This window comes from Bradyrhizobium sp. 132, assembly GCF_023074185.1.
In the GTDB taxonomy this organism is placed as follows: Bacteria; Pseudomonadota; Alphaproteobacteria; order Rhizobiales; family Xanthobacteraceae; genus Bradyrhizobium.
In genome coordinates, this window is sequence record NZ_JADPKY010000024.1 from 97,352 (window position 1) to 118,234 (window position 20,883).

At 63.7% G+C, this 20,883-nt stretch carries 22 protein-coding genes and 1 tRNA gene; 12 read left to right on the top strand and 11 right to left on the bottom strand.

The features are described from left to right. Positions 1–197 precede the first annotated feature (197 nt). The 4 genes from IVA74_RS02875 to IVA74_RS02890 all read left to right on the top strand — a co-directional run bounded on the left by IVA74_RS02875 (position 198) and on the right by IVA74_RS02890 (position 1,637). Positions 198–557, top strand: coding sequence for a response regulator (locus IVA74_RS02875; protein ID WP_007597092.1), 360 nt, complete (start codon positions 198–200; stop codon positions 555–557). Between the two features lie 74 nt (positions 558–631). After that, positions 632–706: transfer RNA gene (locus tag IVA74_RS02880), tRNA-Val, on the top strand. 200 nt (positions 707–906) lie between these two features. Then, positions 907–1,380, top strand: a complete 474-nt coding sequence (locus IVA74_RS02885) for an L-2-amino-thiazoline-4-carboxylic acid hydrolase (protein ID WP_247339690.1) — start codon at positions 907–909, stop codon at positions 1,378–1,380. A gap of 14 nt (positions 1,381–1,394) precedes the next feature. Then, positions 1,395–1,637, top strand: coding sequence for a hypothetical protein (locus tag IVA74_RS02890; RefSeq protein ID WP_247339815.1), 243 nt, complete (start codon positions 1,395–1,397; stop codon positions 1,635–1,637). A gap of 35 nt (positions 1,638–1,672) precedes the next feature. Here IVA74_RS02890 and IVA74_RS02895 read toward each other — a convergent pair whose 3' ends face one another. Genes IVA74_RS02895 through IVA74_RS41095 form a run of 5 tightly spaced genes read right to left on the bottom strand, consistent with a single transcriptional unit; the run spans position 1,673 to position 6,354 of the window. Further along, the gene (locus IVA74_RS02895; RefSeq protein WP_247339691.1) at positions 1,673–2,485 is read right to left on the bottom strand and encodes a hypothetical protein; all 813 of its coding nucleotides are present in this window, start codon (positions 2,483–2,485) and stop codon (positions 1,673–1,675) included. Positions 2,486–2,489: 4 nt separating this feature from the next. Beyond that, complete coding sequence (locus IVA74_RS02900; protein WP_247339693.1) at positions 2,490–3,317, bottom strand: carbohydrate ABC transporter permease; 828 nt, start codon at positions 3,315–3,317, stop codon at positions 2,490–2,492. Continuing rightward, the gene (locus IVA74_RS02905; RefSeq protein WP_247339695.1) at positions 3,314–4,210 is read right to left on the bottom strand and encodes a sugar ABC transporter permease; all 897 of its coding nucleotides are present in this window, start codon (positions 4,208–4,210) and stop codon (positions 3,314–3,316) included. The genes IVA74_RS02900 and IVA74_RS02905 overlap by 4 nt, the downstream gene beginning before the upstream one ends. Then, positions 4,207–5,559 carry an extracellular solute-binding protein gene (locus IVA74_RS02910; protein WP_247339714.1) on the bottom strand — a complete coding sequence of 451 codons (1,353 nt, stop codon included), beginning with the start codon at positions 5,557–5,559 and terminating at the stop codon, positions 4,207–4,209. The genes IVA74_RS02905 and IVA74_RS02910 overlap by 4 nt, the downstream gene beginning before the upstream one ends. Before the next feature lie 30 nt (positions 5,560–5,589). Then, a complete protein-coding gene (locus IVA74_RS41095; RefSeq protein ID WP_247339715.1) occupies positions 5,590–6,354 on the bottom strand; it encodes a FadR/GntR family transcriptional regulator in 765 nt (254 codons plus the stop codon). 168 nt (positions 6,355–6,522) lie between these two features. On the opposite strand from IVA74_RS41095, the gene IVA74_RS02920 reads away from it, so the two are divergent. Continuing rightward, positions 6,523–7,950, top strand: coding sequence for a sulfatase-like hydrolase/transferase (locus IVA74_RS02920; RefSeq protein WP_247339718.1), 1,428 nt, complete (start codon positions 6,523–6,525; stop codon positions 7,948–7,950). Positions 7,951–8,170: 220 nt separating this feature from the next. Here the strand turns inward: IVA74_RS02920 and IVA74_RS02925 are convergent, their stop codons facing one another. The 5 genes from IVA74_RS02925 to IVA74_RS02945 all read right to left on the bottom strand — a co-directional run bounded on the left by IVA74_RS02925 (position 8,171) and on the right by IVA74_RS02945 (position 13,110). After that, a complete protein-coding gene (locus IVA74_RS02925; protein ID WP_247339719.1) occupies positions 8,171–9,262 on the bottom strand; it encodes an enolase C-terminal domain-like protein in 1,092 nt (363 codons plus the stop codon). Between the two features lie 104 nt (positions 9,263–9,366). Then, positions 9,367–10,590, bottom strand: coding sequence for an ABC transporter substrate-binding protein (locus IVA74_RS02930; RefSeq protein WP_247339817.1), 1,224 nt, complete (start codon positions 10,588–10,590; stop codon positions 9,367–9,369). Between the two features lie 168 nt (positions 10,591–10,758). Then, the gene (locus IVA74_RS02935; protein WP_247339720.1) at positions 10,759–11,688 is read right to left on the bottom strand and encodes a carboxylesterase family protein; all 930 of its coding nucleotides are present in this window, start codon (positions 11,686–11,688) and stop codon (positions 10,759–10,761) included. 125 nt (positions 11,689–11,813) lie between these two features. Beyond that, positions 11,814–12,308 carry a hypothetical protein gene (locus tag IVA74_RS02940; RefSeq protein ID WP_247339721.1) on the bottom strand — a complete coding sequence of 165 codons (495 nt, stop codon included), beginning with the start codon at positions 12,306–12,308 and terminating at the stop codon, positions 11,814–11,816. A gap of 232 nt (positions 12,309–12,540) precedes the next feature. Then, a complete protein-coding gene (locus IVA74_RS02945) occupies positions 12,541–13,110 on the bottom strand; it encodes an alpha-ketoglutarate-dependent dioxygenase AlkB (RefSeq protein WP_247339723.1) in 570 nt (189 codons plus the stop codon). A 79-nt stretch (positions 13,111–13,189) separates the two neighbouring features. Between IVA74_RS02945 and IVA74_RS02950 the strand changes: the two genes are divergently transcribed. The 5 genes from IVA74_RS02950 (at position 13,190) to IVA74_RS02970 (ending at position 16,569) form a co-directional block, all read left to right on the top strand. Then, positions 13,190–13,330 (top strand): hypothetical protein, encoded by a 141-nt coding sequence (locus IVA74_RS02950; protein WP_164718835.1) that lies wholly within the window; start codon positions 13,190–13,192, stop codon positions 13,328–13,330. A 338-nt stretch (positions 13,331–13,668) separates the two neighbouring features. Then, a complete protein-coding gene (locus IVA74_RS02955; RefSeq protein ID WP_247339724.1) occupies positions 13,669–14,733 on the top strand; it encodes an amidohydrolase family protein in 1,065 nt (354 codons plus the stop codon). A 14-nt stretch (positions 14,734–14,747) separates the two neighbouring features. After that, complete coding sequence (locus IVA74_RS02960) at positions 14,748–15,860, top strand: amidohydrolase family protein (RefSeq protein ID WP_247339725.1); 1,113 nt, start codon at positions 14,748–14,750, stop codon at positions 15,858–15,860. Between the two features lie 17 nt (positions 15,861–15,877). Beyond that, positions 15,878–16,291 (top strand): Rieske (2Fe-2S) protein, encoded by a 414-nt coding sequence (locus IVA74_RS02965; protein ID WP_247339726.1) that lies wholly within the window; start codon positions 15,878–15,880, stop codon positions 16,289–16,291. 71 nt (positions 16,292–16,362) lie between these two features. Then, entirely contained in the window at positions 16,363–16,569 is a 207-nt protein-coding gene (locus tag IVA74_RS02970; RefSeq protein ID WP_247339728.1) for a zinc ribbon domain-containing protein, read from the top strand. 118 nt (positions 16,570–16,687) lie between these two features. Here the strand turns inward: IVA74_RS02970 and IVA74_RS02975 are convergent, their stop codons facing one another. After that, the gene (locus tag IVA74_RS02975) at positions 16,688–17,533 is read right to left on the bottom strand and encodes an SDR family NAD(P)-dependent oxidoreductase (protein WP_247339730.1); all 846 of its coding nucleotides are present in this window, start codon (positions 17,531–17,533) and stop codon (positions 16,688–16,690) included. 183 nt (positions 17,534–17,716) lie between these two features. On the opposite strand from IVA74_RS02975, the gene IVA74_RS02980 reads away from it, so the two are divergent. Together IVA74_RS02980 and IVA74_RS02985 are read left to right on the top strand one after the other, a co-directional pair. Then, positions 17,717–19,213: an aldehyde dehydrogenase family protein gene (locus IVA74_RS02980; protein ID WP_247339732.1), complete on the top strand. Its 1,497-nt coding sequence runs from the start codon at positions 17,717–17,719 to the stop codon at positions 19,211–19,213. Between the two features lie 118 nt (positions 19,214–19,331). Then, the gene (locus IVA74_RS02985) at positions 19,332–20,459 is read left to right on the top strand and encodes an alkene reductase (RefSeq protein ID WP_247339734.1); all 1,128 of its coding nucleotides are present in this window, start codon (positions 19,332–19,334) and stop codon (positions 20,457–20,459) included. The last annotated feature ends 424 nt before the right edge of the window (positions 20,460–20,883 follow it).

A 20,883-nucleotide genomic window follows, 5' to 3' on the forward strand; every position in this document is an offset into this window, starting at 1 on the left:
GGAACATGTCTTAACCCTGCGGGCATCGAGATGGGGATCGACCAACGCGACTTGATTGCTTCGAGCCGCATTCGGGTTCACAAGGGGGCCGCGCGGTCGGGCTAGGGTAAAGATTTTCACCCGAAATTTACCCTCTGTCGGGCTTAGTGACCTCTGCTGATGCCTTGTAATTGTCTTGGGGATTCGACGTTCCAGCCATGCCAAAAATCCTGCTCGCCGAAGACGACAACGACATGCGCCGTTTCCTGGTCAAGGCGCTGGAAAACGCCGGTTTTCAGGTCTCGTCCCACGACAACGGCATGGCCGCCTATCAGCGGCTCCGGGAAGAGCCGTTCGAAATGCTGCTCACCGACATCGTGATGCCGGAGATGGACGGCATCGAGCTCGCCCGCCGGGCTTCGGAACTCGACCCCGACATCAAGATCATGTTCATCACTGGCTTCGCCGCGGTCGCCCTGAACTCGGATTCGGACGCCCCCAAGAACGCGAAGGTGCTGTCCAAGCCCGTGCATTTGCGCGAATTGGTCAGCGAAGTGAACAAGATGCTGGCGGCCTAAATCGGCCCCCTTCCGTCCTTGCACCGGCTCTCCTGAGCCGTTATAGGGTCCCGACCCGATCTAGACGACATCTAGGGCGCGTAGCTCAGCGGGAGAGCACTACCTTGACATGGTAGGGGTCACAGGTTCGATCCCTGTCGCGCCCACCATCCTTCGCTCGCGGTACCGAGTGAAGGATGCCTTGCCGAAGCCCAGCGGGCATCGGCCAAGTCCAAACAACCGAACGTGTGCGGCCCGCGCAGCCCGGACTACGCTTCACGAGATCCGGAAATCTCGTCATCCGGCACGAAACCCCGATTACGCTTCGTCCGATCCGGGCTACGATGTGGCCTCAGATACGAGGCCGCCCATGAGCGTTTCCGTCATCGAACAGGCAAAGATTCAGGCGCAAGTCCTGGTGCCGCTGGTGAAGGCGCTCCAGGCCGAACTCGGCGAGGCGCGCGCCAACGCGCTGGTGCGCACCACGCTCGGCAATCTCTATCGCGGCTACGGCGAGGAATTCTGGAAAGCCAGGAACGAGACCGATCTCGGCAAGGCCGTATCATCGGCGTTCAGGGCCTATGCCCGTGACGACGCGCTCGCCTATGACGTCATCGAGCAGACCGAGGACGTCTTCGCGTTCGACGTGACGCGGTGCGCCTATGCCGAGTTCTACAAGGCGCTGGACGAGCCGGAGCTCGGCTTTCTCCTGGTCTGCACCGCCGATTTTGCGACCGCAGAAGGGTTCGGTCCCGACGTCGCGCTGACGCGGACGCAGACCATCATGCAAGGCGCGCCTCATTGCGATTTCCGCTACCGGCGCCATCCGGCCGGACCTCGGTGAAGGGAATGCGGACCATGCGAGCGAGCTGTCTTGCCGTGGCGGTACTGTCGCTGATTGCGTCGCGGGCCGACGCAGCAATCATCGACTGGCAGGCCGAGCTCCAGCGCTGCCGCGCGCTGCGTGAAAACGTGGCGCCACTGCTGCAGGCCGGCGAAGGAATATCCGCGGTCGGCCGCTCCAATAGATCGGTCCGTCGCTGCATCTGGATCCAGCGCATGGCGGTGCGCAAGAAAATCCCCGGCGCGGAGGTTTGGTAGAGGCATCTGCAGGTGCACTACCCGCTGCTTGCGCCTCAGGATGTCGGAGCGGAAGGAGCAGTTGCTCCCCGCCAGAACGCCGTTTGCAGCGGCAACTGATGCCGGATCATGGCGACACCGTCGATGACCTTGAGGCCACGGGCCGCGCAGGCTTCCATGAATCCAGTGCGGCGGGCGGCGATGATGTCGAACACGGCACAATCCTTCGGCAGCTTGGCCGGATCCATCGGCAACGCGTCGGTCGCGTGCAGACCGAGCGAGGTGGCATTGACGCACAGGCCTAAATCGTCGAAGCGCTCCTCGAGACTGATGTCGAGATCAGGGAATTGTCCGCGCAGCTTTGCCGCCAGCGTCTCGACCGGGCCGGGCACCTCGTTGAGGATGCGCAGGCGCCTCACACCTGCCGCCGCGAGGGCATGGCAGATCGCGCGGCCGGCGCCGCCGGCACCGATCACGACGGTGCCGCGGTCGGGATCGAAGATGCCGGCCTCGCGCGCGGCGTTCAGAAATCCGCCGCCGTCGAAGGATTCTCCGACGAGTTTTCCATCGGCTTCGATCCGGATGGTATTGACCACGCCCTCGAATGTCGCGGCAGGCCCGACCTCGTCGCAGAGCTCGAACGCGGCCGGCTTGTGCGGCATGGTCAAATTGAAGCCGGCGGTGCTCGGCGACTTTGCCAGCGCGCGGATCGTCTCGGCGAGATGCTTCGGCTCGACGTCCATCGGCATCATATGCCAGTCGAGGCCCTGCTGCTCGAAATAGGGCGTGTAATGGCGCGGCGCGCCAACATGACCGGCGGGATGGGCGAAGATGAAGACGGTGCGCGATGCGCCGGTCGGAAGCTTCATGACCTCATCCCTTGACCGCGCCGGCCGTGAGCCCGCTGACGAGATAGCGGCGCACGGCAAGCGAGAAGATCAGCACCGGCGCCATCACCAGCGAGCCGCCGGCGGCGATCTTGCCCCATTCCCAGCCTTCGTAGTTCATGAAGTTGACGACGGCGACGGGGGCCGTGCGCGCATTGGTCCGGGTCAGGATCAGCGCGAAGAAGAAATCGTTCCAAGCGTAGAGGAAGCACAGGATCGCGGTCGCCGCGATCCCCGGCGTCACCATCGGCAGCACGATCTTGGTGAAAATCGTCCGGGTCCTTGCGCCATCGACGAGCGCTGCTTCCTCCAGAGAGACCGGGATGGTGTCGAAGAACGGCTGCATCATCCAGATGACCAGCGGCAGGTTGAAGCTGGTATAAACCAGCACCAGGCCGGTGATAGTGTCGAGCAGGCCGATCCAGCGGTAGAACAGGAAGAACGGGATCGTGAACGCAATCGGGGGCGCCATGCGCGTGACCAGGATCGCAAAGGAGAGCGCGTGCTTGCCGCGTCCGGCCCAGCGCGACAACGCGTAGGCGGCGGGTACGCCGAGCAGCAGCGCGAGTGCGGTCGAAAACGAGGCGCTGAGCAGACTGTTGACGAAGGAAGCTGAGAACGCGCTGTGCCAGAGCGCGCTGTAGTGCTCCAGTGTCGGCGTGAAGATCAGCGGTGGCGGGAATTGCAGGATCTGGTCGTTCGATTTGAAGCTCATCTGCAACAACCAGAGGAACGGCGAGAGCAGGATGAGCAGGGTCACCATGATCGCGGCCAGCCGGCCGGGCGTCGCCTTGCGTGAGGTGGGCGCGTTCATGCCATCGCCTCCCGGCGCCGTCCCATCCAGACCAGGCCAAGGCTGACGCCGGCGACCAGCAGCAGCATCACGACCGTGACCGCGCTGGAATAGCCGATCTCGTTAGTGTCGAAGGCGAGCAGATATGCATAGTAATTGGTGACTTCAGTGACTGTGCCGGGGCCGCCGCTGGTCAGCAAAAAGATCAGCGGAAACGCCTTCACGCTGTCGATCAGCCGGAACATGCCCGATATGACCAGGATCGGCATGATGAAGGGCAGCGTGACGTACCAGAAAATCTGCAGCGTACTGGCGCCGTCGACCAGGGCTGCTTCCGAATATTCATCCGGGATGGTCTGCAGCGCCGCGAGAACCATCAGGAAGGTGAAGGGCAGCCATTCCCAGGTGTCGGCGATGATGATCGCGGTCAGCGCGAAATCGACGCTCGATGTCAGTGCCGGCATGGTGAAATGCAGGGCTTGTGCCGCGTAATAGAGCGGGCTGATGTCGGGCGTGTAGATCAGCTTCCAGATCACCGCGACCACGATCGGCGGCAGCACCATCGGAATCAGGAAGAAGGTGCGGGCGAACTCGACAAGGCGCGACGGCACGTTCAGCAGCAGCGCGAGCAGCATGCCGAACAACACCTGGAACAGCACGCCCCAGCAAGACAGCTTGGCCTGCACCCACAGCGAATTGACGAAACGGGGGTCGCCGGGTAGCAGGCCGTAGTTGCGGAGCGGCGCGCTGAAATCGGTGGCCGAGCCCGGCATCGTCAGCTGGAACGGCGTGAGGCTCGTCACGACGAGATAGATCGCCGGCAGCACGGCGATCGCGAACAGCACGATCAGGCTCGGCGTGAGCGCGAAGGCGATGAACCTGCGGCGCTCTCCGTCAATTCCACTCTCGCTCAAAGCTGCGTCCCGGAACGGCGCAGTGCGGCGATAGCCTGGTCCTGCGCCGCGTTCATCGCGTCCTTTGCCGGCAGCTGGCCGGTCGCGACCTGCTCGAACGCCTTGTTGAGGACGTCGCCCACGATCGGGAATTCCTTCACGGTGCGATAGGCCATGTAGTTCTCGCCCTTGGCCGGCAGCTCCAGCACTTCGAGATAGAGCGCGCCGAGGTCCTGGCCGTTCACCGTGTTGAGCTTGCGATAGGCCTCGCTGGTGATGATCGAGCGCCGGCACACCGAGGAATGACCGTGCTCCTTCACCAGCCGCATCGAGATGTCGGGCGAGAGCGCCCATTTGATGAATTCCCACGCGGCCTTCTTGTTCTTGGCGTTCTTGGGAATGCCGAGCCCCTGGCTATTCGACGCCGGATAATCATGCACGGGACCGGCGGGCGAGCGCACCACGCGCGAAGTCTCCTTCACCTTGCTCTCGTCGGAGAGCAGGATCGGCGTCACCCAGGAGCTGGAATGGATGAAGATGTTGGAACGTCCCGTGAGCAGCGACTGCCGCGCCTGGTCCTCGGTATAGGTGAGCACGCCTTTCGGCGCGTTCTTCAACAGGTTCGCGTAGAACTCGATGCCTTGAATGGTCTCCGGCGTGTTCAGCGCCGGCATGATGTCGCCCGGCGGCTTGCGGAAGATGTCGCCGCCAAAGCCCTGGATGTAGGGCGGCAGGTTCCAGTGATGAAGCTGGAAGGATGTGATGCCGCTGACGCCATCGGTGCCGTTGATCTCGGCGCAGACCTGCTGGAGCTCGGCGAACGTCTTGGGGATCTTCAGTCCCTTCTTTTCCATCAGGTCCATGCGCGACAGCCCCATCAGCATCGCGCCGCCTTCCCAGGAATAGCCATAGGTGCCGCCCCTGGCGTCGCGATAGGGCACCTGCGCGCCTTCGACGAAGTCCTTGGGATTCCACTCGGCGGGCGTCAAATTGGGATCGCCGGTGAATTCGTTGAGATCGGCGAGCAGCCCCGCAGCGACCCAGCGCGCAGCGAGGATGAAGGTGACGTTGACGAAGTCGTAGGCCGAGCCGCCCGAGGACAGTTCGAGATTGGCCTGCTGGTTGTAGACCGGGAAGGCCGAGAGCTGCAGGTCGACCTTCATGCCGGTCTGCTCCTCGAATTCGGGGATGTATTTTTGCAGCAGCGTGAAGAAGCGGTGCTGGAACGAGGCGCCGTGCAGCGTCACGCCGGCAAACGGTTTTGTCTGCGCGATCAGCGGCGCGGGGAACGCGGCTAGCGCCGCGGTCGCGGCACTGGCCTTGAGCAGTTTACGGCGGGTGAGCGAACTCGCGCGCGATGCGTTCTTCATCTTGATCTCCCTCAATATTGTATGCCGGTTTCAACGCGCCCGTCTGGTGCGGGCCTTCTCGTCCTCGGTGTCCTTTTTCTTCTGGCGCGACATGGCCGAGACGATGTTCTGTTCGGTGAGATCCATCAGCTTGTGCATGGCCTGACGCGCGCCGTCGGGATTGCGCGCCCAGATTTCCTCAAGCACCGCGCGATGATAGGGCAGGCTCTTGCGCGGCGCGCCCGGATTGGTGCTCGACAAGTTGAACGACATCCGCAGTGCGGCTGCGACCGTGGCGCCAAAGGCAATCAGAAAGTCATTGCCCGTGGCGATGAGAATGCCGCGGTGAAACTGCAAGTCGGGCTCGGCATAGGCGACGCGGTCCATTCCGGCAGCGTCCATGCCGCGATAGGCCCGCTCGATCCTGGCAAAGTCTTCGTCCGTGCCGCGCGTCGCGCAAATCGCGCAGGCCTCGGGCTCGACGATCCTGCGGATCTCCATGATCTGCTTGGCAAACTCCTGCGTCGGCAACGCCGTCAAGGTCCAGTTCAGCAGTTCCGCGTCGAGCATGTTCCAGTCGAAGCGCGTGCGCACATGCGTGCCGGCCTTCTGCTTCGAGGCGATCAGCCCCTTCGCCTTCAGGAGCGAAAGCGATTCGCGCATCGATGCGCGGCTGACGCCGAAGCGCGACGCAAGCTCGATCTCGCGCGGCAGGGTCGCGCCTTCGCGCCACACGCCGGTGAGGATCAGCCGCGCCACCTCGCGGGCGACGTGACCGCTTGATTGCTGACTGTCCTTGCTGTCGGCCTTTGCCACGTTGATCCGGCTCTGCTGGGTTTAATGTCTGATATATTGCGGCTGCGAAGAAATGACCGGCATAAATGCGGCCGTTCTGAAGGATAATCCAGCCGAGGGCAGTTTGACAAGAATTATTATGTCAGACATATTTTCTCCTCTCCCAATGCCGCGTAGGACAAAACAATCGTGACAAAGCCCCACATCGTCCTGGTCATGACCGACCAGCAACGCTTCGACACGATCGCGGCGACGGGCCATCCCTACATGAAGACGCCGAATCTCGATCGTCTGGTGCGTGAAGGTATCTATTTCGATAATTGCTTCATCAATGCGCCGAGCTGCGTTCCCTCGCGCGCGGCATTGTTCTCCGGTCTCTATCCGCACGCCTCGGGCGTCCTGAAGAACGGGCAACACTGGCAGAAGACCTGGGTCAGCAATCTGGCGGAAGCCGGCTATCACTGCGTCAATGTCGGCAAGATGCACACGATCCCCTATGACGCCAAGGCCGGCTTTCACGAACGCTTCGTGGTCGAGAACAAGGATCGCTTTTTGGAGGGACGCTGGTTCGCCGACGAGCTCGACAAGGCCTTCGCCACGCACAAGCTGACAAAGCCGTCGCGCGCCGGCTATCGCAGCCTGCCGGATTATGGCGACCGGATGGGCGCGTTCACCTGGGAGATGCCGAAGTCGCTGCATCCGGACATTTTTGTCGCCGAGACCGCGATGTGGTGGCTGGAGACCCGCCCCAAGCCGGAAGCGCTGTTCATGCAGATCGGCCTGCCCGGACCGCACCCGCCCTATGACCCCTTGCCGGAATATCTGGAGCATTATCTCGCGCGCAACGACCTTCCAGTGCCGCAGCCGACCGAGGCCGAGATCGAGGGGCTTCCGGCGTATCTGAAGGAGAAGCGGCGCCATGACACCGAGGTCGACCACGACGCGGTGTCATGGAAGCTGGCGCCGACGCACGAAGAGATGCGGCGCCTGCGCGCGCATTACTATGCCAACGTCACCATGATCGACGAGCAGATCGGCCGCCTGATCGAGGTGCTGGAAAACAAGGGCTACCTTGACAATTGCGTCGTTGTCTTCATGTCGGACCACGGTGACAATCTCGGCGAACACGGTCTCAGCCAGAAATGGTCGATGTACGAGCCCGTCACCCGCGTCCCGCTGCTGTTCTGGTCACCCAGCCTTCCTTCCGACGGGCGACGGATTCAGGAAAAGTGCCAGCTGTTCGATCTGGGCCCGACCATCCTCGATCTTGCCGGCGCGCAGCATCCAAAGCCGTTCCAGGCCCGCAGCTTGCTGCCGGCGCTGAAGGGCGAGGAATGGAGTGGCCGCGAGTTCGTGTTCAGCGAGCAAGCCGGCGACGTCGCCATGACCGGCGCGCGGCTGATCACGATGGTGCGCGATGACCGCTGGAAGGTCGTGTTCATCCACGGCGCCGAGGACGGGCAGTTGTTCGATCTCGAGCGCGATCCGCTTGAACAGCGCAATCTCTGGGGTATGCCTGAGCATGCCGGAATCATCAGCCGTCTCAAGGATGCCTTTATCGACTGGCGCCAGAACAGCCTGCTGGAGACGATGGATTTGAACGCGGCGGTGCGTTGACGGCACTCCCTCGCCCGGTCCCGGCAGGCCTAACGTATATGGCGAGGCTGCGAGAGTGCTCGGCCTTCATGGTTCGAGACGCGCCGTAAGCGGCGCTCCTCACCATGAGGGTCTACAGCCTTGCCGGAGGGTCTACGGTCTCGCCGCGCAACAGGACCTCATCCTGAGGAGCCCGCTAAAAGCGGGCGTCTCGAAGGATGGCCACAAGGAACCGTGTCGATTAATCAATCAGATACTTCCTCACCGCCGCCTCGTCCCACGCAATGCCGTTGCCGGACTCCTCGCTCGGCAGCGCAAAGCCGTCCTTGATCTGCAACCGCGTCGCCAGCACCGCGTCGGCCCAGTCGACATATTCCAGCCAATGCGCGGTCGGCGTCACGCAAAGCAAATGCGCGCTGACTTCCGAGAACAGATGCGTCGACATCTCGCTGCCGGCGGCATGCGCGAGCGCCGCGGCGCGCAGCCAGCCCGTGACGCCGCCGATGCGCTGCACGTCGGGCATCACGTAGTCGCAGGCTTCCGCCGACAGCGCGGACTGCATCGCGAACGCGCTGTCAAAATTCTCGCCGATCTGGACCGGGGTGCGCAGCGCATCCGCGATACGGGCGCAGCCGGAATAGTCGTCGTGACGGATCGGCTCCTCGATCCAGGTCAGCCCCTCATCGTCGAGCATCTCGCCGCGGCGGATGGCCTCGGTGACCGTCAGCGCCTGATTGTAGTCGCACATCAGCGTCACGTCGTCGCCGACCGCCTCGCGCACGGCGCGCACCACATTCAGGTCTTCCCGCGCATCGGGGCGGCCGACGCGGATCTTTGCGGCCTGAAAGCCCTCGGCCAGCAGCTTGTGAGCTTCCTCCACCGCGGCACCCGCCGGCATGATGCCGAGGCCCTTCGAATTGTAGGCTCTGACCGGTTTCGGCGCCCCGCCGAGCAGCCGCGCCAGCGGCAGGCTGCGTGCGCGCGCCAGCGCGTCCCATGCGGCCATGTCGATGCCGGATTGTGCCATCCGCTGCAGGCCGGCGAGCCCCAGCAGCGTGAAACGCTGGGTCAGCTTGCGCTCGATCTCGAACGGCAGCAGCTCGTCGCCGGCGACGAGGTCCGACATTTCCGTGACCATCGCCGTCAGCGGCTTCAAGGCCGAGGGCGTGATCGAGAACAGATAGGCGTGCCCGCGCACGCCCTGGTCGGTCTCGCAGTCGATCAGCACCAGCGGCGCCTTTGCGACAGCCCCGGTCGAGGTCTTGAGCGGCAGGTTCATCGGCACGATCACGGGGCGCGCATTGAAGCGCTTGATGCGGATGGTCTCGGTCATTTGGAGGATCTCCGGGCGGAGTGAATGCAGGTCAATGCCGATCTTAAACATTCGCCATGAAACGAAAAGGCGCTTGCTGCGACCACAATAGACTGACGTTGCGCCTACCGCGCCGCACCTTCCGTGAATGCGGTTTCGATCACCTCGCCGAACGGTTGCCAGGACCGGCCGTCGAACTGGACCAGCCGCATCTGCCTGATCGGCAGATAGCTGTTCGGCGAGGTGTTCATCCTGATGTTGGGCAGCGCGACGGAAGGCTGATAACTCTTGAGCGAAGCTGCCTGACGCATGATGTTCTCGCGCGAGAAGTCGTCGCCGCATTGCTTCAGCACCTGCGTCAGTGTCTCGGCCGCGGCGTAGCCATAGAGCGCCGCGCTGTTGTTGGTGCTTTCGACGTGATGGTACTTGTCCATAAAGGCGAACCAGTCCTTCATGGCAGGATCGTCTTTCCACGCGGGATCGCTTGGATCTTTCAGAAAGGCCGCCGAGATCACGCCGGCCGAATTCTCCAGGCCCGCGGGCGCCATCGCGTTGGCGATCGAGGCGGAGGCGTCGTTGACGATGAAGACCGGGCGCCATTTCAGTGACGCCGCCAGCTTGATCACCTTGGACGCCGTCGACGGCACGCCGAGAAAGACGAAAACATCGGCGCCGGCGCGTTTGAGGATCGAGACGTGTCCGTCGAGATGCTCGTCGGCAATGTCGAAGGCGATGTCGACGAGGATGAGACGGTTCAGATCGCCAAGACCTTCCTCGATGCCCTTGAGGAGCGAACGCCCGAACTGGTCGTTCTGCCAGAGCACTACGATCTTCTTCCGCGGATAATAGGCTTGGATGTAGTTGGCATAGATGCGCCCCTCCGACCGGAACGGCGGCTGCCAGCCCATGGTCCAGGGAAACGCCTTGGCCTGGCTCAGCTCCTCGTCGCCGGACGCGACGAACAGCTGCGGGATCTTCTTCTCGTTGAGATACCAGCGCGTGGCGAGATTGCCGGGCGTGCCGAACGAGCCGAACATCAGGTGCACGTCGTCCGTCTCGACCAGATTGCGGGTCAGCTCCAGCGCGGTCGCCGGATCGGAATTGTCGTCGCGGGTGATGAAGCGGATCTTGCGGCCGTTGATGCCGCCACGCGCGTTGACCATGTCGAAATAGGCGGCTTCCGCCTGGCCGATGGCGCCGAATTCGGAGAGCGGTCCTGAATACGGCATGACGTTGCCGATGCGGATTTCGTTATCGACGGTGGATTGATCGGCGCGCTCTTGGGACATCGCCCCGAGCGATGCCAGGGCAACCATCAACACGAACAGCATCCTGCCGGAGACGCGCATGCTCGATACCTTGACGTTGGCCCTGATCGAGGTCGGCTCAATTTGCACCAGGGCCGCTTGATCTAGGTCAAGCGTTTGTCGATCGTGTGGCCTGATGGCTCCGTTCGACCGTGCGCGGCGCGCTCGGAGCCACACGGCAGCCTCGCTGACGCTGATAGCGGGGTGCCGCTACGGCAACCCGCGCGCCTCGAGTTGATGCACCAGCAGCAGCGTCGGCTCGGCGAGGCTGTCGCCGGAGCCATCGAGGCCGAAGGCGCTCGCGATGCCGTCGCGGCTGCGCAGCAGTGTGGCCCGCGGACAATGGCCGGCGCCGCAGAGCGTCTTCTTCAGGGTCTCGCCCTGTGCCACGAGCCCGGCGGAATCGTCCGCGGCCCAGGCCAGCACGATCGGCACCTCGACATTGAGGATGCCGGGGAAGACCGAGCGCTTGTTGTATTGGCTGGCGTCGCTGCCAAGATAAGCCTTCTCACTGTCGCTCGCGTCCTTGCCCGCGCGATAGACCCCGGACACCAGCACGACCGCCGCGACATCGGCGCGGTCGGTCTGGAACTCGGGATGGGCCAGCAGGGTGGCGACATGGAAGGCGCCGGCGCCGTAGCCCACCGCGACGATCTCGCGGGCATCGCCATTGAACAGGTCGATATTGCCGTGGATCCAGGACAGCGCCGCCGCCACATCGGTCGCCCCGGTGGGCCAGGTCGCCGAGGGCGCCAGCCGGTAGCTGACGCGCACGCCGATCATGTCGTTACGCGCGGCAAAGCACATGGCCTGGTCCTGGATCTGGCGCGACAGCTCCGGCGCGGCGTGGTCGCCGGTGAAGGTGTCGCCGGCCACGAACAGCAGCACCGGCCGCGGGGTATCCGCTTTGGCCGTGCTGGTGGCGATATCGAGCACATTGGCTTCGCTCTCGCCGTAGCGCAGGCCGCGCGAGAAGGTGACCTGCTCGCACAGCCGCGCGGTGCCACCGGCGCTCGTGTCGTTGTCGGTGAGGCCCACCCGGACGAGATCGGACGGCGCGGCCGGCAGCATCGGCAACGGAGCGTGCGCGGAGGCTGCCGTCACCCCCAGAATTAGAAAAAATGCGAGATAATTCTTCATGTCGGTGTCGGCCCCGCGTGCCCGATATGGGCTCGCGCGTTTGGCCTGTCTTTTCAATTCGCCTTATTAGTTAGTTGGTCTTGAGGCGATTTCACGGCACCCCGGTTTCGTCCTCCCGGCCCGGTTCAATTCCCCGGCTGGAACGTGCAATCCGCCCCGCCGCCGTCCTTCCGCCTGATGGTATTGGGGTCGATCGTGCAGCTCAGGTTCGTCAGGCTCTCGAAATTCGATCCCGCCGCGCCGTCGGGCGGAATGCCGGCCAGTGCTTCGGTGGCGAATATCTCGTTGGCCGTGGAGCCGTTCACCGTCCTGGTCTTCTTGCCGAAGGCGACCTCGCAGTTCCGCACGGTGATGTCGACGTTGCCGGTGCGACAGACGATTCTATCGGCGGTCACCACGATCGGCTTCTTGTAGGGAATGTCGCTGTTGGCGGCGAACAGCATCGCCATTGCCTTCTTCTCGGCGCCGGACAGAACCGGTGACACCGGCGCGATCACCCCCGCGAGCGCCAGCGCCGTCGAGCCGGAGACCTTTGCCGGCGCCGCGCCGGAGGCACCGGCGACGCCGGAGGCGGTTGCGACAACGAGGGCGCAGGCGAGGATCAATCGAACGGGTTTCATCCGTGGCTCCCTGGACCTGCAATCGCGGCTTCCCTCCTGGGCGGCGCGTGGAACCAGTTTAGCATGTAAACGCGAATTGGAAGGCAAGTTCGCCAGGCCTTGCGCCTTTGCGCGGCGCGGCTGTTTTGCATCGAGGTGTCAAACGGTTACGCCGCAGGGCCGAGCCTCGCGCCGAGAACGCCGTTCTACTGTGCATGGGGTTGTTTTCGCGTTTTTTGTTTTGGCCGCCCCGTCAGGCCTGCTTCATCGTCCGGAAGGTGATGGAGTAGCGGCGCGCCTCGACCGGCGGGATGCTGTGCTCCCATTGCGACCGCGCCTCGCCGTCCATCATGTAAAGCGAGCGCGGCAGGGCTTCGAGCGTGTCGCGCTCCCATTTGTCGCCGCTACGGCGGCGGAAGCGGAATTTGCAGGACGAGCCAAGCGACAGGCCGAGGATCTCTTTGAAATGCGGCTTGTCGCGATGCCAGCCGATGCCGACGCCGGCGTCGTATTCGGTGCAGAGCACCTGCTGGACGCTGCCGCCAACGAGGCCCGCCCATGTCTCGACCTGATGCGCGAGGGGCAGCACCCAGTCCGGGATCGGCTCGGCCTTCGCGAGCCGCTGCAGGGCGTAGTCATAGCGATAGCCGAAGGACGCCACCCGGCGGTTGCCCTCGAAGGCGCCGAACTGGAAGCGCTGGAGCGGCAATGCCGCGATGCGGCCGATCAGCGCCTGCTCGGCGGCGTCCTCGATAAAATTGTCGGTGTAGCGAAGGCCGTCGGGGCCTTCTTGCGGATCGACGAACAAACCAAGCTGCGTCATTCCTCGCATTTCCGTGATGGAACCTAATGGCTGCTGATGCGACTTACATATGACGCAGGAAGTAATGTGCGAGGCTGTCATGGCACAGAAGCATACCGCCGATCCGGCAGAGATCATGCGGGCGACCGGTCATCCTGAGCTGGAATACGCCGCCGGCTGGACCATCGCCGGTCTGGTCACCATCGGCACCATCGTCGCCGCCTGGGTGTTCGCGATCTAGGCTATTGGAAACGGCAGCTCGAAGGCCGCGCCCTCGTCGGTCGGCTTCAGCCTGATCGAGCCGCGCAGCCGCTGCGCCATCGCTTCGGGCCGACCTTGATCGAGGCTTGATGGGCATAGACAATACGCAAGAAGGCGGCGGACCAATGCGCTCCGCTGCTTCGGCGGCGGAGCACATTCCGCCAAACTTCATATCGCGCTTGGGAAATGCAACCGAGCCATGACGGATCGCGCGGTCGCGCGACCTTGCGCAAACGTACGGGCAGGGGCAGTCTTCGCGGGCGGCGCACAAGAACGCCGCCAATAAGATGTGCTTACAAGATCTCGGCGAGGAAGCTCATGGCGGTGACGCGGATCGACTGCGACGTCCACCCGGCGGTTGGTGGCACGCGCACGACGCTGCTGCCCTATCTCAGCGATCACTGGAAAGAGCAGGTCGTGAGCCGCGCCATCGACGGACTCGATCTCACCTCCTATCCACCGAGCATGCCGCTCACTGGCCGTACCGACTGGCGGCCGGCCAATGGCACGAAGCCTGGTTCCGATCTCGCGATGGTGCAGAAGGGCGCGTTCGAGCAGCTCGGTGCCAGCCACGCGATCCTCAACGTGCTCTATGGCGCGCAGGCCGTGTTCGACCCCTACATGGCGGCCGATTTCTGCAAGGCGATCAACGACTGGATCGCCACTGAGTGGCTGTCGCGCGATCCGCGCCTGCGGGCTTCGATCGTAGTGCCGATGCAGGATCCGGATCTGGCGATCGAGGAGATCGAGCGCCGCGCCGGCGACAATCGCTTCGTCTCCATCCTGGTGCTGGCTCAGGGCGAGACGCTGCTGGGGCGGCGGCATTTTTGGCCGGTCTATCGGCTCGCGGAGAAATACAAGCTGCCGCTCGCGATCCACGCCGGCACGCAATATCGGCAGGCGCCGAGCTCAGCCGGCTGGCCGTCGCACCGCTACGAATATTACTTCGTCGAGGCGCAGGCGTTTCAGGCGCAGATCTTGAGCCTGATCTATGAGGGCGTGTTCGGCAAGTTTCCGAACCTCAAGGTCGTGCTGATGGAATCCGGTGTGAGCTGGCTGCCGACCTTCATGTGGCGCGCCAACAAGACCTGGCGCGGGGTGCGCGTCGAGGTGCCCTGGGTCGAGCGCGAGCCGGCTGCGATCATCCGCGACAATTTTCGCGTCACCATGCAGCCGTTCGACGCGCCGGCCGACGCCAAAAGCGTCGAGGAGATCATCGACCAGATCGGCTCCGAAAAGATGTTCCTGTTCGCGTCCGACTATCCGCACTGGCAGTTCGACGGCGACGATCCGATCCCGCCGAACCTACCGAAGAGCATCATCTCGAAGATGTGCGTCGACAACCCGCTGGAGACGTTTCCGCGGCTGTCGCTCGCCAACTGACTTTGGAGGTTCGCATGAGTGAAGTCATCGACCGTCCGCTGCGTGAAGACGAGAAGCCGATGGCGACCCGGCTGCGCATCGTCGATTGCGACGTGCATCCGAGCCTGCATTCGTTCGACGATCTCAACGAGTTCCTGCCCAAGCGCTGGCAGCAGCATCTGAAGGAATATGGCAGCCATCTGCGCACGCCCTATCTGTTCACCACGCCATATCCGCGCTCCTCGCCTTTGATCGCCCGGCGCGACGCCTGGCCGCCGACCGGGGGGCCACCCGGCTCTGATCTCGCCTTCATGCAGAAGCAGCATCTCGATCCGCTCGATGTCGAGTTCGGGATTTTGCAGGTGCTCGATCTCTTCATCTTCTCGCAGCAGAACCTCGAATTTGGCGCCGCGATTCAGCGTGCCATCAACGACTGGCAACTGGCGTTCTGGTCGCATCGCGACCCGCGCCTGAAGGCTTCGATTCTGGTCGGCCAGGATGGCGTCGACCTTGCGATTGCCGAAATCGAACGTTGCGCGAAAATCGGCGAATACATCCAGATCAACGTCTCGCCGCGCGCCAACGAGCCGCTGGGCCGCCGCCGCTACTGGCCGATCTACGAACGTGCCCAAGAACTGGATCTGCCGCTCGGCATCCATGTCGGCGGCTATGGCGGGCATGCGCCGACCGGCGGCGGCTGGCCGTCCTATTATGTCGAGGAGCACCAGTCCAACGCACACACCATTGCGGCGCAGCTTGCCAGTCTCGTGATCGAGGGCGTGCCGGAGCGCTTTCCAAGATTGAAGTTCGTCTTCATCGAGGGCGGCTTCGGCTGGATCCCATCTGCGGTGTGGCGGATGGACCAGCACTTTGCGCGCTTCCGCAGCGAGGTGCCGCATCTCAAGCGCAAGCCGTCGGAATATGTGCGCGAGCATTTCTGGTTCACGACGCAACCGATCGACGAGCCTGACGAAGCCCGGCATCTGCGCTCGCTGATCGAATGGGTCGGCATCGACCGTCTATTGTTCTCATCGGACTATCCGCACTGGGACTTTGACGATCCGCGCTTCGCTTTCAAGACGCCGCTGACAGAAGCCGAGCGGACAAAGATCTTCAGCACCAATGCCCGCGCGGTCTATAAATTCTGAGAGCGGTGTGAGCGAATATGGCCCGTCACATCGTTGCGTCCACCTCGGAGATCCCGCCCGGCGGCAACAAGGTCGTCGACGTCGAGGGCCGCGACATCGTCGTGTTCCACGTCAATGGCGAGTTCTTCGCGCTGCTGAACCGCTGCCCGCACGAAGGCGCGCCGCTGGAGAAAGCGGCGTGCGTGGCGCGGCTGACCTCGCCCGAGCCTGGCATCTATCAGCGCTCGCGCGTCGGCGAGATGCTGCGCTGTCCCTGGCATGGCTGGGAGTTCGACATGCGCAACGGCCAGTCGTGGTTCGACCCGAAGCGCGTCAAGATAAGGTCATATCCCGTCGCGGTGGAGCGAGGCGAGGAACTCCAGAAGGGCCCGTATGTTGCCGAGACGTTTGCGGTGCATGTCGAGGACAGCTACGTGATTGTCGAAGTCTGAGCAGCCGTTTCGGATTGTGATTTCGCCGCAGGTGGGATAAGCCTCGCCCGCATTTATGGCGGAGACGAGCTTTGTCCAAACAGTCCCTGCGTGAGGAGGCCGAGCGCCTGATCCGCGAATCGATGGAAAAGAAGACCGTCGTCGTCAAGCAGGGCGATACCCGCATCGAGGCCGTCTGCGGCAAATGCGGCGCCCCGAACCGGGTGCAGGCGCCAAAGGGCCAGTCCCGCATCAAATTCGTCTGCAAGAATTGCGGGCATCAGCAAGAGACGCTCTAACCCTCATCATGAGGAGCCCGCTGGAAGCGGGCGTCTCGAGGGATCGAGGCCCCAGCTGGGCCTGCATGGTTCGAGACGCGCGTTCCGCGCTCCTCACCATGAGGGGCTCACGGCTCATCTAATCCCCCTCGACAAATCTCTTGAACGCATCCGCATAATCCGGGTGCCAGCGTGACAGCGGCGGGCGGTTCTCCACGATGTCGCCGGCGGCCCACAGCATGCGCTTTTCGTCGAGCACGCGCGGGACGTCGTTGTCCGGGCACAGGATGTAGAAATCGCCGGCCTCCAGCCGCGCCAGCATGAAATCCACGGTCTGCTCGGCCGTCCAGGCGCCCGCCGGCTTTTCAGTGCGGCCCTTCGCGGTGAGGCCCGTAAAGACGAAGCCCGGAATCAGCAGATGCGCGGTGATGCGGCAATCCCTGGTGCTGCGCAGTTCGTGCTGGAGCGCTTCCGTAAAAGCCTTCACCCCGGCCTTGGAGACGTTGTAGGCGGGATCGCCAGGCGGCGTGGTGATGCCCTGCTTCGAGCCGGTGTTGATGATGAGGCCGGCCCTGCCGCGCGCGATCATGTTGGGCGCGAAGATGCGCGAGCCGTTGATGATGCCCCACATGTTGACGCCGATGACGCGCTGCCAGTTGTCGGGTTCGCCGAACAGCGTGCTGCCGGGCTGGATGCCCGCGTTGTTCATGAGAATGTCGGTGCCGCCGAAGCGCTCGTGCACGGCGCGCTCCAGTTGCGTCACGCTCTCGGCCTTGCTGACATCGACCGCGAAGGTCATCACATGTGTGGCAGAAGTGATGGATGACAGTTTTGCGGCGGCCTCCGCCAGCCGCGCCTGATCCACATCGGCGATACACACCTTCATGCCGCCGCGCGCGAACGCTGCGGCGGCGGCGAATCCGATGCCGGACGCTCCGCCGGTGATCACGGCAACATTGTCTTTGACGATGGCGGGGTGCGGCATGGATCGTCTCCGGGAGAGGGGCTCGGTCGGGCTATAACATGGCGCTCGCGCGACCCTGCACAAGTCGGCATGGGAGGTCTTCGTTCCGCACCGACTTTACGCCTATCCGGCATCGCAGTATTCTATCGACCTAACGATCCCGCCCAGATCGAACCAATCAATCATTTGACAGGGAGTTCAGCCATGGCTGTGTCGCAGGCAATTCCGATCACGCGCCATCCATTCGCCAACGGGTCCTACAAGCAGATGCTGATCGACGGGAAGTGGGTCGATGCTGCCTCCGGCAAGCGCTTCGAGACCCACAACCCCGCCACCGGCGAACTGCTCGCAACGGTCGCCGAGGGCGACAAGGAAGATATCGACCGTGCAGTTGCTGCCGCCCGCCGCGCCTTCGAAGGGGCCTGGAGCAAGGTCAAGCCGTTCGAGCGGCAGAACCTGCTCCTGAAGCTCGCCGACCTCGTCGAGAAGAATTTCGACGAATTGTCGCAGCTCGACACGCTCGACATGGGCGCCCCGCTCAGCCGTACCCGCGCCTATCGCCTGCGCGCCGTCGGCATGCTGCGCTACTATGCCGGCCAGACCACCGCGATCCACGGCGAAACCATCGAGAACTCGCTGCCCGGCGAGATATTCTCCTACACGCTGAAGGAGCCGATCGGCGTCGTCGGCGCCATCATTCCCTGGAACGGCCCGCTGACCGCAACGATCTGGAAGATCGGTCCGGCGATCGCGACCGGCTGCACCGTCGTGCTCAAGCCCGCCGAAGAAGCGCCGCTGACCTCGCTGCGCATCGCCGAGCTCGCGATGGAAGCGGGCGTGCCGCCCGGCGTCATCAACGTCGTGCCTGGCTATGGCGAGACCGCGGGTGCCGCGCTTGCCTCGCACCACGACGTCGACAAGGTCGCCTTCACCGGCTCGCATGTCACGGGCCAGTCGATCATCCGTGCCTCGGCCGGCAACCTCAAGCGTGTCTCGCTGGAACTCGGCGGCAAGTCGCCGGACATCGTGTTCGCGGATGCCGATCTCGATGCGGCCGTGCCTGGTGCGGCGATGGCGGTGTTCGCCAATTCGGGGCAGATCTGCAGCGCGGGCACGCGGCTGTTCGTCGAGCAGTCGATCTACGAGGAATTCGTCGGACGTGTCGCCGAGTTCGGCAAGAAGTTGCAAGTGGGCAACGGCCTCGATCCCAACACCCAGATCGGGCCGCTGGTCTCCGAGCAGCAGCTCGAACGCGTCACCAGCTATCTCGACATCGGCCAGAAGGAAGGCGCCAAGGCGCTCGCCGGCGGCGGCCGGGTCACCGAAGGCGCGCTGTCGAAAGGCTTCTTCGTTTCACCCACCGTGTTCGCGGGCGTCCAGGACAACATGCGGATCGCGCAGGAGGAGATCTTTGGCCCCGTCATCTCCGCCATCGCGTTCAAGGACATGGACGAACTGGTCAAGCGCGCCAACACCACCACGTTCGGCCTGGGCTCGGGCCTGTGGACGCGCGACGTCAGCAAGGCACATGCGGTTGCGAAGAGGCTCCGCGCCGGCTCGGTGTGGGTGAATTGCTACCAGGCGATGGACCCGGCAGTGCCCTTCGGCGGCTACAAGATGAGCGGTTACGGCCGCGAGTCTGGCAAGCAGCATGTCGAGGAATATCTCAACGTGAAGGCCGTCTGGATCAAGACGGCGTAAGGCCTGTTCTCTCCCGCGTTCCGCGGGAGGGAATATCTGCTTTTGTAGGGGCGGCGCCTTTTCCGGTGGCCGCCCCTCGCTATATGATCCGCATCCTTTCTTAGCCATTGGGGCCCACATGAAATTCGAGGCGTTGTTCAAACCGTTGCAGGTCGGTCCGTACAAGCTCGCGCATCGCGTCGCGATGGCGCCGTTGACGCGCATGCGGGCCGAGCGCGAGAGCTTTTCGCCGCGGCCGCTCAACGCCGAATATTACGGTCAGCGCGCCACCCAAGGCGGCCTGCTCATCGCCGAGGCCTCGCCCGTGCTCTCGCATGGCCGCGGTAACCCGGCGACGCCCGGCATCTATTCGGAGACGCAGATCGCCGGCTGGCGCAAGGTGGTCGACGCCGTGCATGCTACGGGGGGCATCATCTTTCTCCAGCTCTGGCATGTCGGCCGCGTCTCTCATTCCTCTTTCCACGGTGGTGAGCTGCCGGTCTCGGCCTCGGCGATCCCGATCAAGGCCGAAGGCGTGAAGGCGATGACCGCCGACGGCAAGATCTCCGACTACGAGACGCCGCGCGCGCTGGAGACCGAAGAGGTCAAGGGCATCGTCGAGGCCTTCAGGCAGGGCGCGAAGAACGCGCTGGCCGCCGGCTTCGACGGCGTCGAGATCCACGGCGCCAACGGCTATCTGCTCGAACAGTTCTTGCAGTCGCGCAGCAACCAGCGCACCGATCAGTACGGCGGTTCGATCGAGAACCGCGCGCGGCTTCTGCTCGAAGTGACGCAGGCCGCGATCGACGTCTGGGGCGCGGGCCGCGTCGGCGTGCGGCTGTCGCCCCACGGCATCGCCAATGATTCCGGCGAGCCCGATCCGATGCCGCTCTACACGCATGTGGTGAAGGCGATCGACAAACTCGGTCTCGCCTATCTGCATTTCATCGAACCGCGCTCCAGCGGCTCGGGGCGAGCGGAAGTCAACTGGCAGAACGTGCCGTCGGCGATGCTGCTGTTCCGCCCGCTCTACCGCGGTGTGCTGATGACCGCCGGCGGCTTCACAGGCGAGACGGCGAACGCCGCGATCGCGGAGGGACATGCCGACATCATCGCCTTCGGCCGCATCTTCATCTCCAACCCCGATCTGCCGCGCCGCCTGCAGCACGATTACCCGGTCACGCCGTATAACCGTGCGACGTTCTATGGCGGCGAGGAGAAGGGGTATACGGATTATCCGGTGTATGACGAGCTGACGCCGGCGTAGACTTTTCCGTGGCCCGGATAGTGATGCTCCGACCGCCAGCATAATTTCCGTCATTGCGAGCGAAGCGATCCAGAATCTTTTCCGCAGAGACAGTCTGGATTGCTTCGCTGCGCTCGCAATGACGGTGTAGCTGCGGGCTGCCCAAGCCCTCTCGCCGCGCGCGGCCTGCACCCGCGAGGCGTCGGGCAAAACACCCCGTCAAGCCCTCACTTCAAAAAGATTTCACTTTTCCGAATTTCGGATTTATGGCATACGACGGTCATCCTGGCCCTGCCAAAGGGGCGTTCGCGATCGTCACGACATGCGGGCCGGGTGGCGGTGGACGCGGCAGCGACGGCGCGGGCAGCGTGATGACAGGGCGGGCAACCGTGAGTCCTCACGCGACGCGGTACGACACGGCGCTGGAGAGCGGGCTGGTCGGTTG